15 protein-coding genes are annotated in these 14,482 nt (G+C 67.8%); 6 read left to right on the forward strand and 9 right to left on the reverse strand.

The genetic code is table 11. From position 1 onward, the window contains the following. Positions 1-23 precede the first annotated feature (23 nt). The 6 genes from OHA42_RS10625 to OHA42_RS10650 all read right to left on the reverse strand — a co-directional run bounded on the left by OHA42_RS10625 (position 24) and on the right by OHA42_RS10650 (position 4,287). The gene (locus OHA42_RS10625) at positions 24-686 is read right to left on the reverse strand and encodes a hypothetical protein (RefSeq protein ID WP_406236595.1); all 663 of its coding nucleotides are present in this window, start codon (positions 684-686) and stop codon (positions 24-26) included. Continuing rightward, positions 683-1,945, reverse strand: coding sequence for a primosomal protein (locus OHA42_RS10630; protein WP_406236596.1), 1,263 nt, complete (start codon positions 1,943-1,945; stop codon positions 683-685). Before OHA42_RS10630 ends, OHA42_RS10625 begins: the two co-directional genes overlap by 4 nt. Before the next feature lie 26 nt (positions 1,946-1,971). Next, the gene (locus tag OHA42_RS10635) at positions 1,972-2,319 is read right to left on the reverse strand and encodes a YbaB/EbfC family nucleoid-associated protein (protein WP_406236597.1); all 348 of its coding nucleotides are present in this window, start codon (positions 2,317-2,319) and stop codon (positions 1,972-1,974) included. A 67-nt stretch (positions 2,320-2,386) separates the two neighbouring features. Beyond that, positions 2,387-2,737, reverse strand: coding sequence for a hypothetical protein (locus tag OHA42_RS10640; RefSeq protein ID WP_328409612.1), 351 nt, complete (start codon positions 2,735-2,737; stop codon positions 2,387-2,389). Between the two features lie 73 nt (positions 2,738-2,810). Next, positions 2,811-3,959 carry an NlpC/P60 family protein gene (locus OHA42_RS10645; protein ID WP_406236598.1) on the reverse strand — a complete coding sequence of 383 codons (1,149 nt, stop codon included), beginning with the start codon at positions 3,957-3,959 and terminating at the stop codon, positions 2,811-2,813. Positions 3,960-3,963: 4 nt separating this feature from the next. Then, a complete protein-coding gene (locus OHA42_RS10650; RefSeq protein ID WP_406236599.1) occupies positions 3,964-4,287 on the reverse strand; it encodes a hypothetical protein in 324 nt (107 codons plus the stop codon). A gap of 149 nt (positions 4,288-4,436) precedes the next feature. Here OHA42_RS10650 and upp point away from each other — a divergent pair, with 149 nt between their 5' ends. Beyond that, entirely contained in the window at positions 4,437-5,060 is a 624-nt protein-coding gene (gene upp / locus OHA42_RS10655; protein ID WP_406236600.1) for a uracil phosphoribosyltransferase, read from the forward strand. A 25-nt stretch (positions 5,061-5,085) separates the two neighbouring features. Here upp and OHA42_RS10660 read toward each other — a convergent pair whose 3' ends face one another. Both OHA42_RS10660 and OHA42_RS10665 read right to left on the reverse strand, forming a co-directional pair. Further along, positions 5,086-6,588: a phospho-sugar mutase gene (locus OHA42_RS10660; RefSeq protein ID WP_406236601.1), complete on the reverse strand. Its 1,503-nt coding sequence runs from the start codon at positions 6,586-6,588 to the stop codon at positions 5,086-5,088. Further along, complete coding sequence (locus OHA42_RS10665) at positions 6,589-7,368, reverse strand: purine-nucleoside phosphorylase (protein ID WP_406236602.1); 780 nt, start codon at positions 7,366-7,368, stop codon at positions 6,589-6,591. 366 nt (positions 7,369-7,734) lie between these two features. On the opposite strand from OHA42_RS10665, the gene OHA42_RS10670 reads away from it, so the two are divergent. From OHA42_RS10670 to OHA42_RS10680, 3 genes are all read left to right on the forward strand, one after another. Then, the gene (locus OHA42_RS10670; protein ID WP_406236603.1) at positions 7,735-8,439 is read left to right on the forward strand and encodes an enoyl-CoA hydratase/isomerase family protein; all 705 of its coding nucleotides are present in this window, start codon (positions 7,735-7,737) and stop codon (positions 8,437-8,439) included. Positions 8,440-8,576: 137 nt separating this feature from the next. Further along, a complete protein-coding gene (locus OHA42_RS10675; protein ID WP_406236604.1) occupies positions 8,577-9,758 on the forward strand; it encodes a M20 family metallopeptidase in 1,182 nt (393 codons plus the stop codon). Positions 9,759-9,853: 95 nt separating this feature from the next. Beyond that, positions 9,854-11,014 carry a M20 family metallopeptidase gene (locus OHA42_RS10680; RefSeq protein ID WP_406239271.1) on the forward strand — a complete coding sequence of 387 codons (1,161 nt, stop codon included), beginning with the start codon at positions 9,854-9,856 and terminating at the stop codon, positions 11,012-11,014. A 79-nt stretch (positions 11,015-11,093) separates the two neighbouring features. Here OHA42_RS10680 and OHA42_RS10685 read toward each other — a convergent pair whose 3' ends face one another. Further along, positions 11,094-11,570 (reverse strand): gamma-glutamylcyclotransferase, encoded by a 477-nt coding sequence (locus tag OHA42_RS10685; RefSeq protein WP_328409628.1) that lies wholly within the window; start codon positions 11,568-11,570, stop codon positions 11,094-11,096. Positions 11,571-11,739: 169 nt separating this feature from the next. Between OHA42_RS10685 and OHA42_RS10690 the strand changes: the two genes are divergently transcribed. Together OHA42_RS10690 and OHA42_RS10695 are read left to right on the forward strand one after the other, a co-directional pair. Then, positions 11,740-13,140 (forward strand): NAD(P)H-quinone dehydrogenase, encoded by a 1,401-nt coding sequence (locus OHA42_RS10690; RefSeq protein WP_406236605.1) that lies wholly within the window; start codon positions 11,740-11,742, stop codon positions 13,138-13,140. A gap of 326 nt (positions 13,141-13,466) precedes the next feature. Further along, positions 13,467-14,465 carry a hypothetical protein gene (locus tag OHA42_RS10695; RefSeq protein WP_406236606.1) on the forward strand — a complete coding sequence of 333 codons (999 nt, stop codon included), beginning with the start codon at positions 13,467-13,469 and terminating at the stop codon, positions 14,463-14,465. Positions 14,466-14,482: the final 17 nt, after the last annotated feature.

The raw sequence follows: 14,482 nt of genomic DNA on the forward strand, positions 1-14,482 counted from the left end.
TTGCCGGGTGCGTGCGGTCCCGCTCAGTTGAGGCGGATCCAGATCTGCTCGGCCCGGCCGAGTAGTCGATCGTCGGCGCCGTACACGGCCGTCGAAGCGAAGGACTTGCGGCCCTGTTCGCCGTGATTCTCGCCGACGGCCACACACCGCTCGCCGACCTCGGGCAGCGCGTGCACGGTGGCGGTCATCGAGCCGAGCACCGCGGGCCGCTCGAACATCCCCGGCAGCGACCAGCCGCCCGGGCAGTCCATCGCGGCCCACAGCACGGCGGTCTCCAGCGGCAGCGAATCGTCGGGAACCCATGGTGCGGCGACCAATCTGTCGCCGACAACGCCCGCCTGAATCCGCAGGCCATCGGTGCGAGCGCTGCCGCAGACGAAGCAGTGCGCGAACAGTTCGTTGCTCTGGTAGGAGCTGGCGGCGGCCTCGGCGTCGTCGAACGACACGCGCTGCGGGGCGTCCCGTTCGAACTCACCCGCTCGCGATTCGGCGAGCAGGGTGTCGCCGTCGTACAACCGGCCCGCACGCATCTGCAGCGCCGTGTCCAACGGCGGCGGGCTGCGCAGGATCACCGTCACCGCGGCATCGTCGCGCTGCGCGGCAAGCAGCCCACCCACATAGCCGCCGTTGCCGGAGCCGGGCGGGCCGTTGAATCGAGCGGGAATTTGGAGCGTTCGAACAGTCACTGCGGTGCGAGCCGACTCTCGAAGTTGCGCTCCAGCTCCCGCCAGCTCTGGGCTTCGGCGGTGAACGGTGGGTTGGGAGCCATCCGGTTGGGGTCCGGGTTCAGCAGGTAGGAGACGTACCAGCCGAGCGGGTTGGACTGGGCGAGTGCCTGCTCCACGGTGTCGTCGTCGGCATAGTCGGCGGCGTCGGTGAACAGTTCGACCGCGAGATCGAGCTGCTCGACATCGACCGCCTCCGGGCCCTCGGCCAGATCGTCGGCCAGGCCGGGCAGCACGTAGACATTCTCGTCGGTGACCTCGACCTCGAGCGAGCCGTCGACGGCGGCGGTCTGCACATCGGTGTAGGTGCTCACCCGCGACAGATCGTGCTCGTGGTCATCGGCCAGGTAGCGAGCCAGCGCCCGCTCGGAGCCGAAGACGGTGATCGAGCCGTTCTTGCCGAGGAAGATCGGCTCGTCGTCGAGGTAACAGCGCAGCGTGAAGTAGTTGCCGTCGGCGGTGATGATCTTGACCGGGTCGATGCCGACCTCGTGCCAGAACGACTCGTCCTCTTCCTCGTCGTCCTCTTCGTCTTCGTCGTCCGCATCGAGGTCGACGGTTTCGAACTCTTCCTCTTCCTCGCTGTCGGCCGCGTCGTCGGCGTCGACGACGTTCTCCTCGGCGGCGAGCAGCTCCGCCTCCGCGACAGCGACGGCCTCGGGGTCGACATCCGGGGTCTGCACCACGGAGTCGATGGCATCGAGGACGTCGTCCCAGCCCTTGGCGATGGCGGCGCCGATCTGATCCCACAGGTCTTCGCCGTCGCGTCCGACGAAGGCGCTCACCCCACCCGGCAGCGCGCCGAGGACGGGGTGCGAACCGAAGAACTTGGTCACCGTCTCCAGTTCGCACACCTCGCCGATGTTGCGGACCATGGCGAGGGTGTCTTCCAGCTCCGCGATGGTATCGACATCGGGATCGCCCGCGGCCAGCTCCGGCACCGCGACCAGATCGAAGGTGAAGTTCTCCTCCGGCTCCAGCTCCACCGCAGAAAGACCGGCGACGACCTTCCACGACGGATGGTCGATGAGGTCGTTGTCGGAGTTGGTCCGGATAAAGGCGGCCAGCTCCGCGACGGTTTCGAAACCGTAGAGGGAGTCCTCGTGTCCGAGGAACGCCTCCCACTCGTCGTCACCATCGCGCCAGCGCGGTGCCCACAGGGTGACGAGATCGCCGTCGGTCAGGCCGAGCTCGATCGGGACGATGTCTCCAGAAGCCATGAGCGGAAGCCTATCGACCTTCCGCGTCAGGCACTATCCGGCCCGCCCCCAATTGTTCCCGGAGCCCCCTCGGCGGCCGGGACAAACGACTCGTTCAGTGTCGCAACGACCTTCGAGCGCTGGGTGCCCGCGTCCTCCGCGGCCTGCTTACAGGCCCAGACAATGAGCTGGCCGACCTCGGCGGGAGGCAGCGTGGTGACCGATTCCGACAGGGTCAGCGCGACCAGCGCGCCATCGCTGTCGACCTCGGCGCTGACCGCGCCGTCCTCGGTGCGAAACCGGCCGCGCACCTGCTTGAGGCCATAGAGCGCGGCCTCCAATGCCTCCAACTTCTGCGTCGCGTTGGCGACGAGAGCATCCATCTCCGCGCTCATGACTGAGCCTCCCCGGCGCTCGGCTCCGTCATGATCGCAGGAGCGACGGTGTCGATGCTTCGCTCACTCATACCGGCCTCATCCAGCTCGTGGGTCCTGTGTCGGCGTCATCGATCCGGTCCAGTTCGTCCACCGCAGCCTGGCGGGTCGGCAGGTTGAGCCGGTCCAGAATGTCGGCGGGCAGGCCGGCCTCGGCGAGTACTTCGCGCCTGCGGGCGCGGGCAGCGACGGTGGAGCGCTTCGTCAGCCGCAGGATTTCGTCCGCCAGAGTCTGTGCGCCGTAACGGTATTCGCTGCGCTCGAACTTGATCTCCACCGGCATGCCCTGATCGGTGGCGCGCACCGAGATGGTGCCGGACCGGTTGGTGCTCGCCGCCACCGTGACATTGGGGACGGCCGGGGGCTTCGGTTCGGTCATGACTGCGCCTCGCCGGCGATCGTCTCCGTCATGCCCGATGGCGCTGTGTCGTTGATTTGCTCGCTGCGCTCACTCATGTGGTCGGCCTGTAGAAGCCGTAGAAGTCCATGCCTATGTTCTCCGTTCGAATCGAGCTGATCTGGACCGGGTCACCCGCCTCGACGAACTGCCCGTTGCCGATCACCATGGCGACATGGCCGTCCCACACGGCCAGGTCGCCGGGCATGAGGTCACCGGGGGAGACCCCCATGTGCCCGTTGCCCTGTTCTTGGGCAAGCCGGGGCAGCTCGACGCCTGCCTCGCCGTATGCGTATTGGGTGAGCCCGCTGCAGTCCAGCCCGCCGCCCGGGCTGGTGCCGCCCCACACATATGGCGTGCCGACGGCGCCGAGCGCGGAGCGAACCGCCTGCGCGGCCTGCTCGTTCGGTGCCTCGACGACGCTGCCGTCCGGCAGCGTGACCTTCACACCCTTGCCGTCCGGCGTCTGGCCCGCCGAACCACTGTTGGGTTTCTGCTGGCCAGGTGTGCTGGGCGACGAGCCGGATTTGGATGGTGTCGAGCCGGACATCGACGGGGTCGCCATGCTGGTGAGCATGCTGCCCGCGGAACCGCCGACACTGGTCAGCGTCGAGAGCAGTTGCTGCGCTCCCGAACCCGCACCGCTGGCCAGCGCACTCGCACCGCCTGCCAGACCGGCGGGCAGCGTCGCGGGTGCCGTCGACGGTGGCGGGGTCAATTCGGTCATGCTCGCGGTCTGGGTGTCGAGTTCGCTGCGCACCCGCCCGACCACGTTCAAGCCCTGGCCGAGATGGTCGATCGCGGAGCCGACGAGCACCGCGAGACCTTCCGGCGTCGCGATGGTCGGACCGAGAGCGGACGCCGTGTTCACGAACGACTCGACGATTGCGCTCAGTTCCTTCTGCCCGGTCTCGACCTGGGCGGCAGCCTGATCGACCACCGTGGCCATGTCGTTGCCGCGATCGGAGATGGTCGCGGCGGAGGTCTGCACACGCAACGCCTTCGCGGTGGCGGAATCGGCAGCCCGACCATCCCAGGCCTCGTTCATGCTGTTGATGCTGTTGCGGCCGAACGCGTGGATCTGGTCGATGATGCTCGAGGTGGACTGCAGCTGACCGGAGGGGCCGTCGGTGGGCAGGACTCCCGAGCCGAAGCTGGAAAGCAGGTCGAGCAGTGGCTTGGCCAGCACGCTGATATCGATCATCGGGTCACTCGCCCAGTCCGGAATCCGCGCTGTCGATCGCGGCGGCATTGGTCTGGTCGGTTTCGCCGAGGACGACAGCAGCGCCGGTCGCGGCCCCACCCACGGTCATCAGCACGGCCGACAGTTGGCCGATCGCCGCGACATGCCCGGCATGGGCAGCGGTGTAGGCGGCCATGAAATCACCGCCGATCAAGCCCATGATGGGACCTAGTAAGGCGGGATCGGCGCCCGCCGCGCCCGCACTGGCCGTCGCCATCTCCGCGGCCATGGTGTGGGCGGACGCACCATAGGCTGCGATGCCCTCGGTGTCGGCCGACATCTTTCGCATAGTGCTTCCCCCATCTGTTTTCTTCCCAGGCAGAGTACGTCATCCACCTAGTTCGACGCGCTGCCTTCCGGATCGGTTCCAGCCCCATCGAAAAAATTTCCCCGCCGGAGGTTCGACGTCGAACTCGTTGCCAACCTTATCGTTCACTCATGCACATGCACACCGTGGACCACCCACTCGCCGCCGCCCTGCTGACCACGATGCGCGATGCCAGGACGGCCAACCCGGCCTTCCGCGCCGCACTGCGCGATCTCACCGGAATCCTGATCTACGAGGCGCTGCGCGAAGCCCCCGTCGTCCGATTCGAGGTGGCCACCCCGGTGGCGCCGGTCGAGGGCGTGCGCTTGGCGAAACCGCCACTGCTGGTGCCGGTCCTGCGCGCGGGCCTCGGCATGATCGACGCGGCCGCCGAACTGATTCCGGATGCCAGGGTCGGCTTCGTCGGCATCGCCCGCGACGAACAGACCCACCAGCCCGTCCCCTACATGGAGTCGTTACCGGAGGACCTCTCCGAGCTCCCGGTCTACGTGCTCGACCCGATGCTGGCCACCGGCGGCTCGATGTGCCACACCCTGGGGTTGCTCGCCGCGCGCGGCGCCACAGACATCACCGCGGTCTGCGTCGTGGCTGCACCTGAAGGTGTTGCCGCACTGGAAGATTCAGGGTTCCCGGTCCGTCTCGTCACCGCCGCCGTAGACGCAGGCCTGAACGCCGACGCCTACATCGTGCCCGGCCTCGGCGACGCCGGCGACCGCCAATTCGGCCCGCGCTGACGCTCACCATCGCAGGCGCGTGAAGCTAGTGGGCGAGCTGTTCGCAGAAGGTGCGGAGGGTGGAGAGGTGGTGGGCTGCGGCGGTTTTGGCGGCGGGCAAGGTTTGGCGGGTGGGGGCGGGGTGGACTACTTCGAGGTAGCACTTGAGTTTGGGCTCGGTGCCGGAGGGGCGGACGACGATGCGTGCGGTAGCGCTCTCGAAGATCACTGCGTCGGTACGCATTCGGCCGCGGGCCTGTAGCAGGTCGGTGTGTTCCATCGGGTCGCCCGCGATCTCGCCGGGCGGGGCGGCGCGTAAGCGGTCGACGACGGCGGCGGCTGCGGCCGCGTCGGGAAGGCGCAGCGACACCTGATCGACCGCGTGTACGCCGAATTCGAGCGCGTAGTCGTCGAGTTCGTCGGCCAAGGTACGGCCGACGGCCTTCAATCGGGCGGCCAGGTCGACGGCGAGGACGGCCGCGGAGATCCCGTCCTTGTCCCGCACCGTGGCCGGGTCGACACAATGGCCGATGGCCTCTTCGTAGGCGTAGACCAGGCCGTCTCCTGCTCGGGCCAACCACTTGAAGCCGGTCAGGGTTTCCGCATAGCGTGCGCCGCGGGCGGCGGCGAGCTTCGACAGTAGTCGCGAGGAGACAATGGTGGTGGCCACCAGCGAGTCCGGCGGTGCGGTGCGCAGCACGTAATCCCCTAGCAGCACGCCGGTTTCGTCGCCACGCAGCATGCGCCAGCCGCCGCTGCCATCGGGGATACCGACGGCACAGCGGTCGGCATCCGGGTCGAGGGCAATGGCGATGTCCGCGCCGATCCGCTCGGCGGTGGCGAGCAAAAGGTCGGTGGCGCCCGGCTCTTCGGGGTTCGGGAACGCGACGGTGGGGAAGTCGGCGTCGGGCGCGAATTGTTCGCCGACGACGTGCACGTGGGCAAATCCGGCGTCCGCCAAGGCTTTCACCGCGGTATCGCCGCCGACACCGTGCAACGGGGTCAGCACGATCCGGATATCGGAGCGCTCACCGGGACCGCCGATGAGTGTCGGCAACTGGGCCACCCGGTCGAGGTATCGGCGCACAAGATCGTCATCGGCGGGGGTGACCGAGGTCCTGGCAATCGGTTCGGTGACCGCCTCGATGCAGCGTTCGATCTCGGTGTCGGCCGGGGCGATCAGTTGCGAGCCACCGCCCAGATACACCTTGTAGCCGTTGTCGGTCGCCGGGTTGTGCGATGCGGTGATCTGCACTCCGGCAACGGCTCCCAGTTCCCGAACCGCGTATGCGACGACCGGCGTCGGCAGTGGGCGCGGCAGCAGCGTCACCGGAAAGCCGGCGGCGGCAAAGATCTCCGCCGTCGCGATCGCGAATTCGGCCGAGCCGTGACGGGCATCGCGACCGACCACCACCGCACCGCCACCGAGACAACGGTCGCGCAACCACGCGGTGAGACCGGCCGTCGCCCTGCTGACGGTCGTCGGATTCATGCCATCGGGCCCATCCTGCAATGGCCCGCGCAGCCCGGCCGTGCCGAAGCGCAGCATCTACAGCCGTTCCAGCACGCCACGCAGCAGCTTGCCGAGGCGCGGCGCGGCCGCATGCCCTTCGGCGAGCACCTCGGCATGCGAAAGGTGCGCACCCGTGACACCGGCGGCCAGATTGGTGACCAGCGAGATGCCGAGCACCCGTGCACCGAGCGCGCGGCAAGCGATGGCCTCGAGCACCGTCGACATGCCGACCAGATCCGCGCCGATCGTGCGCAACATCCGAATCTCGGCGGGCGTCTCGTACTGCGGCCCGGTCAGTCCCGCATACACACCCTCGGTTAGACTTGGGTCGATTTCCCTTGCCAGCGCACGCAATTCGGGATCCCAAGCATCCACGAGATCGACGAAGGTCGCACCGGTCAGCGGCGTGCGACCGGTCAGATTCAGATGGTCGCCGATCAGCACGGGCTCACCGACACGCAATCCGTCACGGATGCCGCCGGCTGCATTCGTCAACACCACCGTCTCCGCACCGGCGGCAATGGCCGCGGTCACCGGATGCACGACCTCAGCAGGCTGATAGCCCTCGTACAGATGCTGGCGGCCCATCAACAGCAGCACCGGCGTCTCGCCGACCGCAACGGAATGAACCATGCCGACATGCCCCTGCGCACTCGGCGTCCCGAACCCCGGCAGCTCCGGCATCGGCACCGACGCAGTCGCCGCCCCGATCTCGGCGGCCGCCTCCTGCCAGCCCGACCCCAGCACCACCGCAACCCGGTGACGCTTGACTCCCGTACGTTCGGCGATCGCCTCGGCGGCCTGTTCGGCAAGCATGAAAGTCACGATAGCTGGGTTTGATTTGCAGCGCCTGCGGCGCTGCGTGTTCGCGGCCCCGAAGGCTCGCGTCCGAGCGGCCGAGACTCGCGACTTCGTCGCATGCGCTTCGGCCACTCGGACGCGAGCCGGCCGCGAACGGTCGCTCGTAAGACTCGCTCCTTGGTGGGTGCTTTGGTGGGGAGGCTCGCGACATTGGGCACCGCTTCGGTACCTGGGCGGGCCGCGAGCTTCGCTTGTGCAGCGGCTCCGCCGAGGGGGCTCATGTGATGCTCGCAACTGGGCGCTGTGGGGGTGTCCACGCACCCCGCCTGCGCAAGCTACCCGCGAGTAGGGGTGGTGCTCCGCACCCGATACGCTGCACGCATGGCGTATCTGTCACGTGAAGGAGATGTGTTCGTGGTCTACCTCGGGAACGAGGGGCAGACCAATAGCGAGAACCGCTTCCATCCTGATTGGATCGACGAATTCCACGGCCTGCTCGACGAGGTCGAAGCGTCCGAGGGGCCTGCCGCGCTGGTGACCACCGCGACCGGGAAGTTCTACAGCAACGGTCTCGACACCGACTGGTTGTTCGGCAATCTGGACACGATCCACGGCTACCTCGACCGTGTGCACTCGCTCTACACCCGGCTGCTCGCCTTCCCGATGCCGACGGTGGCCGCGATCAACGGTCACGCCTTCGGTGCGGGTGCGATGCTCGCCACCTCGCACGACTTCCGCGTGATGCGCGCCGATCGCGGCTTCTACTGCCTGCCCGAGGTGCACCTCGGGATGCCGTTCACCGTCGGCATGAACGCACTGCTCACCGAGCGGCTTTCCAACCAGGTCGCCTTGCAGGCCATGACCACTGGCCACCGCTACTCGGCGGATCAGGCGATCGCCGCGGGCATCGTCGACGACAAGGCCGACGCCGAGGCGTTGCTGGGGGCTGCCATCGCGCGGGCCGCGGAACTGGCGGGCAACCGCAAACCGAACCTGCCGGTGATCAAGCGTGCACTGCACGCCAAGGCGCTTGCCGGCCTCGCCACCCCGACCACCCCGGAGAATCTGGCATTCGCCGCCGGATAACCCGTGATCACGCCCTGATGTGAGCAATCGGACTGACGTGGCCTGCGCCCTATAACCGGCGCAGTGCGACACTGTGTTCCATGCCACCACCGCGCAGCGGGCTCCCTGAACCGCGCAGCGACCACCACGCTGGGCGGATGGGTGCGGTCGAGGCGGCGGATGCTTCGATCCATGCCGCGGCCGCCGAGCTGATCGGTCTGTCGCACGCGATCCATGCCGAACCGGAGCTGGCGTTCGAGGAAACCAGAAGCGCCGCCAAGACCATCGCGCCGCTTGCCGAGCGCGGCTTCGAGATCGAGACCGGCGTTGCCGACCTGCCGACCGCCTTCCGTGCCACCTACGGCAGCGGCGAGCTGACGATCGGCATCTGCGCTGAATACGACGCGCTACCGGAGATCGGACACGCCTGCGGACACAACATCATTGCGGCGTCGGCGGTCGGCGCTGCGATCGGTCTCGCCGAGGTCGCCGATGCGCTCGGGATCACCGTCGTGGTATTCGGGACGCCCGCCGAGGAGAGTGGCGGCGGCAAGGTGCTGATGCTGCAACGCGGCGTCTTCGACGACATCGCGATGGCGATGATGGTGCACCCCGGCCCGTTCGACATCGTCGGCGCGCGCTCGCTGGCCCTTGCGGATCTGTCGGTGACCTTCCACGGGCGCGAGGCGCACGCGAGCGCCGCGCCGGAACTGGGTCGCAACGCCGGTGATGCGGTGACGGTCGCGCAGGTAGCTCTCGGGTTGCTGAGGCAGCATCTTCTGCCTGGTCAGCAACTGCACGGTATAGTCAGCGACGGTGGCGTAGCCCCCAACATTGTGCCCGGACGTGCGGAATTGCTGTATTACCTACGTGCAGCCGACTCCGCATCTCTCGACAATTTGATGCAACGAGCAGCGGATTGTTTCGAGGCGGGCGCTCTGGCGACCGGCTGCACGCACGAAATACGGACGGTTGCGCCGACATATACCGAGCTAACTCCCGATCCGGGATTACTGTTTGCCTATCGCGAGCAGATCGTCGAATTGGGCCGGGTGCCGATCGCACCGGAGCTCGAGGCGCAGCGACCGCTCGGGAGTACGGACATGGGCAACGTCACCAACGTCATTCCGGGCATCCATCCGGTCATCGGCATAGACGCCGGTGGGGCGGTGACACATCAGCCCGGCTTCGCCGCGGCGAGTATCAACGCCTCGGCGGATCGTGCGGTCACCGACGGCGCACTAGCGCTCGCGCGTACCGCTATTGCCGTCGCTCGCGATGATGTAGATAGAGACAGGTTGTTGCAACGGCTCGTTCAACGACAGGAGGACATCCGGTGAGCAATACCAGCCGTTTGGCGGCCCCGGCGTCGGGCCCGCAAGCGGTGGCCCCGGCAACCACGGAGAGTTCGGCGAGCGCCGCATCGTCGGACACCGTGCGAACCGGGCAGGAAGCGGTCGAGGCATGGTTGGCCGAGCACACGGTCGACCTCGTCCAATGGCGCAGGCATATCCACGCCAACCCGGAGCTTTCTCGTACCGAGTTCGCCACCACCGAGTTCCTCTCGGCGTGGCTGACGAAGGCTGGGCTTTCGCCCCGACGGCTTCCGGGCGGCACCGGGCTCATCTGTGACATCGGACCGGATGGACCGCGGATCGGATTGCGCGCCGATATGGACGCACTCCCGCTACAGGAGTTCACCGGGCTCAGCTTCGCCTCCACCGTGCCGGGCGTGTCGCATGCCTGTGGGCACGACGCGCACACCACGATTCTGCTCGGCACCGCGCTCGCGCTCGCCGACGCCGATCTGCCGCAGGGCGTGCGGCTGGTGTTTCAGCCCGCCGAGGAGGTTATGCCGGGCGGCGCGATCGACGTGGTGGCCACCGGCGCGATGGAGGGTGTGGAGCGGATCTTCGCGCTGCACTGCGATCCGCGGCTGGAAGTCGGACGTATCGGAATCCGCGTCGGGGCGATCACCTCGGCTGCCGACACGATCGAGCTGGTGCTCGATTCGCCGGGCGGCCACACGTCGCGTCCGCATCTGACCAGTGATCTGGTCTATGCGATCGGCACCGTGATCACCGGGTTGCCCGGGCTGCTGAGCCGTCGCATCGATCCACGCACCAGCACCGTCATGGTGTGGGGCGCGGTCAGCGCGGGCAAGGCGCCCAACGCGATTCCGCAGACCGGCATGCTCACCGGCACCGTTCGCACCGGCGACCACGCGACCTGGTCGCTGCTGGAGCCGATGGTGCGCGAGATCGTGGACGGCCTGCTCGCCCCGACCGGCGTGCGGTACCAGCTGAACTACAAGCGTGGCGTGCCACCGGTGGTCAACGACGAGCAGTCGACGCGGATGTTCGAGGACGCGATCCGCCAGATCGGTCCGGACGCGCTCGCCGACACCATGCAGTCCGGTGGCGGTGAGGACTTCTCCTGGTATCTGGAGGAAGTGCCCGGCGCGATGGCGCGGCTCGGCGTCTGGTCGGGTCACGGCGAACAGCTCGACCTGCACCAGCCGACGTTCGACCTCGACGAGCGGGCGCTTGCGGTCGGAGTCCGCGTGCTGAGCAACATCGTGCTGCAAGCGGGCTGAGCGACCGAACATTGCGCAGACAGCTGCGGCCGGACCAATGGGTCCGGCCGCAGCTGCTTTTGTCGGAGAGAGCGTCGGGTCAGCCGAAATTGCCGGGACCGACATTGCGGCTGTTGCGGGTGCGCAAGGAATGCACGTAGTCCTCGGGCGCGCCGGCCTTCTCGGCCGCGTCCGCGATCACGCCGATGTAGCGCGCGGAGGGCAGGCCGCCCTCGTAGGCGTCGAGCACGTACAGCCAGGCGAGGATCGGCTGGGCGCCACTGCCCGGATTCGGCGAGACGCGTAGCCGGACCTTGCGATGGATTCCGAAGTCGGAGCCCTCCCAACGGTCCAGCCGCTGCTCGTCCTCCGGTGAGACGTCGTAGAGCACGACGAAGACCCGGGACCCCGGCTCTTCGACGACGGTGGCCAGCGGCCCCTCCCAGCCGATGTCGTCGCCACTGAAGGTCAGACGCCAGCCCTCCAACCAGCCCGTACCGGACATGGGGGAGTGCGGACAGCGCTCGAGCATCTGAGACGAGTCCATGTTCGACCCGTAGGCGGCGTAGATCGGCACCAGCAAAGGGTATCCAATAACCGCCGCACATCGACTCCATCCCGGCAGATGTCCGTGTTGTGCGCGCCGCCACTACGGCCGCAACCACGCGTAGCAGCGGCAAACTGCCCCAGCTAACGTTGTCCGAGGTGCCGGAGATCCCGGTCGAACTGCTCGAGCGGAGGTATCCATGACCCGCATAGCGATCATCGGTGGCGGGCCGGCCGGCTACGAAGCGGCGCTGGTTGCGGCGCAGCACGGCGCATCGGTGACCCTGATCGATTCCGATGGCATCGGCGGCGCGTGCGTGCTGTGGGACTGTGTGCCCTCGAAGACCTTCATCGCATCGACCGGCGTGCGCACCGACCTGCGGCGCGCCCGTGACCTGGGCATCACCCTGGATCCGAGCCAGGCGACCATCCAGCTGCCCGAGGTGAACGCCCGTGTGAAAGCACTTGCGCTCGCACAGTCTTCGGATATTCGGTCGAAGCTGCAGACCGTCGGGGTGACGGTGCTCGCCGGACGTGGGCAGCTGATCGATGCCGCGACCGGTCTCGCCGCGCATCAGGTGCGCGCGAATCTCGACAGCGGTGAGGAGCGGATCGTCGAGGCCGAGGTGGTGTTGATCGCCACCGGTGCGAGCCCGCGCGTGTTGCCCGGCGCCGAGCCGGACGGTGAGCGCATCCTGAACTGGCGTCAGCTCTACGACCTGCAGGAGCTGCCGGAGACGCTGGTCGTGGTCGGTTCCGGTGTCACAGGCGCCGAATTCGTCTCCGCGTACACCGAAATGGGTGTGCATGTGAAGCTGGTGTCCAGCCGCGACCGGGTGCTGCCCGGCGAGGACGCGGACGCCGCGCTGGTGCTGGAGGACGCGCTCGCCGAGCGCGGCGTCGAGCTGGTCAAGCACGCGCGCGCCGACGCGGTGGAGCGCACCGCCGACGGCATCGTGGTCAAGCTGTCCGACGGCAGGACCGTCACCGGCACCCATGCGCTGATGACCGTTGGTTCGACGCCCAATACCGATGATCTCGGTCTGGAGCGGGTCGGCATCGAGCTCGACCGCGGTTATCTGCGGGTGGATCGGGTGTCGCGTACCTCGGTGCCCGGCATCTATGCCGCGGGTGACTGCACCGGCCTGCTGCCGCTGGCCTCGGTGGCCGCGATGCAGGGTCGCATCGCGATGTATCACGCACTGGGTGAGGGCGTGAGCCCGATTCGCTTGAAGACTGTGGCTTCCGCGGTGTTCACGCGCCCGGAAATCGCGACGGTCGGCGTGAGCCAGACCGCCATCGACAATGGTGAGACGCCCGCCCGCACGGTGATGCTGCCCCTGAACACCAACCCGCGCGCCAAGATGTCGGGTTTGCGACGAGGTTTCGTCAAGATCTTCTGCAGGCCCGCGACCGGCGTGGTCATCGGCGGCGTGGTGGTGGCCCCCATCGCTTCGGAGCTCATTCTGCCGATTGCCCTTGCGGTGCAGAACAATTTGACCGTCAATGATCTCGCCCAGACCTTCTCGGTGTACCCGTCCCTGACCGGCTCTGTTACCGAAGCCGCCCGCCTGTTGATGCGCCACGACGACTTGGACTGACAGCCGGTCATCGGCCCCGGATCGGTCGAGGTGGGGAGCGCTGATCGCGGCTGCGTGAGTGTTCCTGGCGTTGGGCATATTTCATTGCATTGCCAGTGCGGCTTACATGTGGTTCACTTCCCGCAGAGATGCGATCGGCGGGCGGTCGCGAGGTTTTCTGTATGGGGGGCTTGCTCCTTTCCAAACGGGATACGGCGAACGGCCCTGAAGCCGTTCGGCGGCCGTGCGTCTCACCGGAGACAACTGAGTGCGGTCGGTTCGGTCGCACCCGGGAAAGGGATTTGCGAAAAGTGAAACATCGTAAGCCGAGTCGGGCGCAGCGAGCGATGGCGAGTACATCGTTGCCGCTGGCCACTGCGGCCGCTGTGGCCACTCTCTTCGCGGCGCCGGCGGGGGCAGTTCCCAATGAGCCGACCACACCGACCACACCTGCACCGGCACAGCCGGGCACCGATGCGCCTGCGGACCAGGGGCCGGAAACCACCAAGCCGGAGCCGAACAAGCCGGAGACCAAGCCGGAACCCGGTAAGCCGGAGTCCAAGCCGACGCCGAGCCAGCCGGGTGTCACCACGCCGGACCCCAACCAGGTGATGCCGAATCCGAAGGATCCGAAGCTCGCCGCACCGACCCAGCCGGGTGTGACCAGCCCGCGGGTTGCGCCGCTGCCGGTTCCCGGTCAGCAGCCGCCCGCTCAGCCTGCTGTCGTGCCGGATCCCGCCGGCACCGACGCGAAGCCGGTCCAGCCGGGTGCGACCCAGCCGGGCACCCCCGGCGCCGCACCGGGCAGCGAGGCGAATGTCGAGGCGGCACAGCCCGAATCGCAGACCCTGGTGCAGCAGCCGCCGCGCTGGCAGGCGCCGCGTCTGCAGGCCGCGCCCGCAGCTCCGGTCGTCGAGATGACCGGTCCGCACGCGGAGCTCGGCGCGAACATCGACGGTGGTGGCGCGCTGCCCGGCTTCGCGGCCAACACCCACCACTTCAACAACGCGGCGGGCTATGTCGGCACCGTCGGCTACCACACCCCGACCGGTGCGGGCGAGGCCGGTGTGTCGGTCGAGTACGTCGATGCCAACACCATCAAGCTCACCAGCTACACCGGTGGCGAGGGCCTGGCCGACAACAAGAACACCGTCGTTCTCGACACCACCGAGCTGAACAAGGCGAAGGCGGCCGTCGAGCACTGGATCGCGGCACAGCCCGGTGGCGCGGCTGCCCTCGAGGCGGCAGCGCAGGTTAAACTTCCGGTGCAGCCGGGTGAACTGCTTCCGCAGACGGTCAACATTGCTGGTGTCACGACTCAGTGGGGTGGCTCGCTCCAGTACTGACACGAGCTGATTCGACG

This window comes from Nocardia sp. NBC_01009 (genome assembly GCF_045208035.1).
Classification (GTDB): domain Bacteria; phylum Actinomycetota; class Actinomycetes; order Mycobacteriales; family Mycobacteriaceae; genus Nocardia.

What these genes read in the sequence shown, in the direction of transcription:
- OHA42_RS10695 (WP_406236606.1), top strand. Translation starts at nt 13,467, where the DNA reads ATGGCGAGTACATCGTTGCCGCTGGCCACTGCGGCCGCTGTGGCCACT.
- OHA42_RS10660 (WP_406236601.1), bottom strand. Translation starts at nt 6,588, where the DNA reads ATGCTGCGCTTCGGCACGGCCGGGCTGCGCGGGCCATTGCAGGATGGG.
- OHA42_RS10690 (WP_406236605.1), top strand. Translation starts at nt 11,740, where the DNA reads ATGACCCGCATAGCGATCATCGGTGGCGGGCCGGCCGGCTACGAAGCG.
- OHA42_RS10635 (WP_406236597.1), bottom strand. Translation starts at nt 2,319, where the DNA reads ATGAGCGCGGAGATGGATGCTCTCGTCGCCAACGCGACGCAGAAGTTG.
- OHA42_RS10665 (WP_406236602.1), bottom strand. Translation starts at nt 7,368, where the DNA reads ATGCTTGCCGAACAGGCCGCCGAGGCGATCGCCGAACGTACGGGAGTC.
- OHA42_RS10650 (WP_406236599.1), bottom strand. Translation starts at nt 4,287, where the DNA reads ATGCGAAAGATGTCGGCCGACACCGAGGGCATCGCAGCCTATGGTGCG.
- OHA42_RS10645 (WP_406236598.1), bottom strand. Translation starts at nt 3,959, where the DNA reads ATGATCGATATCAGCGTGCTGGCCAAGCCACTGCTCGACCTGCTTTCC.
- OHA42_RS10630 (WP_406236596.1), bottom strand. Translation starts at nt 1,945, where the DNA reads ATGGCTTCTGGAGACATCGTCCCGATCGAGCTCGGCCTGACCGACGGC.
- OHA42_RS10640 (WP_328409612.1), bottom strand. Translation starts at nt 2,737, where the DNA reads ATGACCGAACCGAAGCCCCCGGCCGTCCCCAATGTCACGGTGGCGGCG.
- upp (WP_406236600.1), top strand. Translation starts at nt 4,437, where the DNA reads ATGCACATGCACACCGTGGACCACCCACTCGCCGCCGCCCTGCTGACC.
- OHA42_RS10675 (WP_406236604.1), top strand. Translation starts at nt 8,577, where the DNA reads ATGGGTGCGGTCGAGGCGGCGGATGCTTCGATCCATGCCGCGGCCGCC.
- OHA42_RS10670 (WP_406236603.1), top strand. Translation starts at nt 7,735, where the DNA reads ATGGCGTATCTGTCACGTGAAGGAGATGTGTTCGTGGTCTACCTCGGG.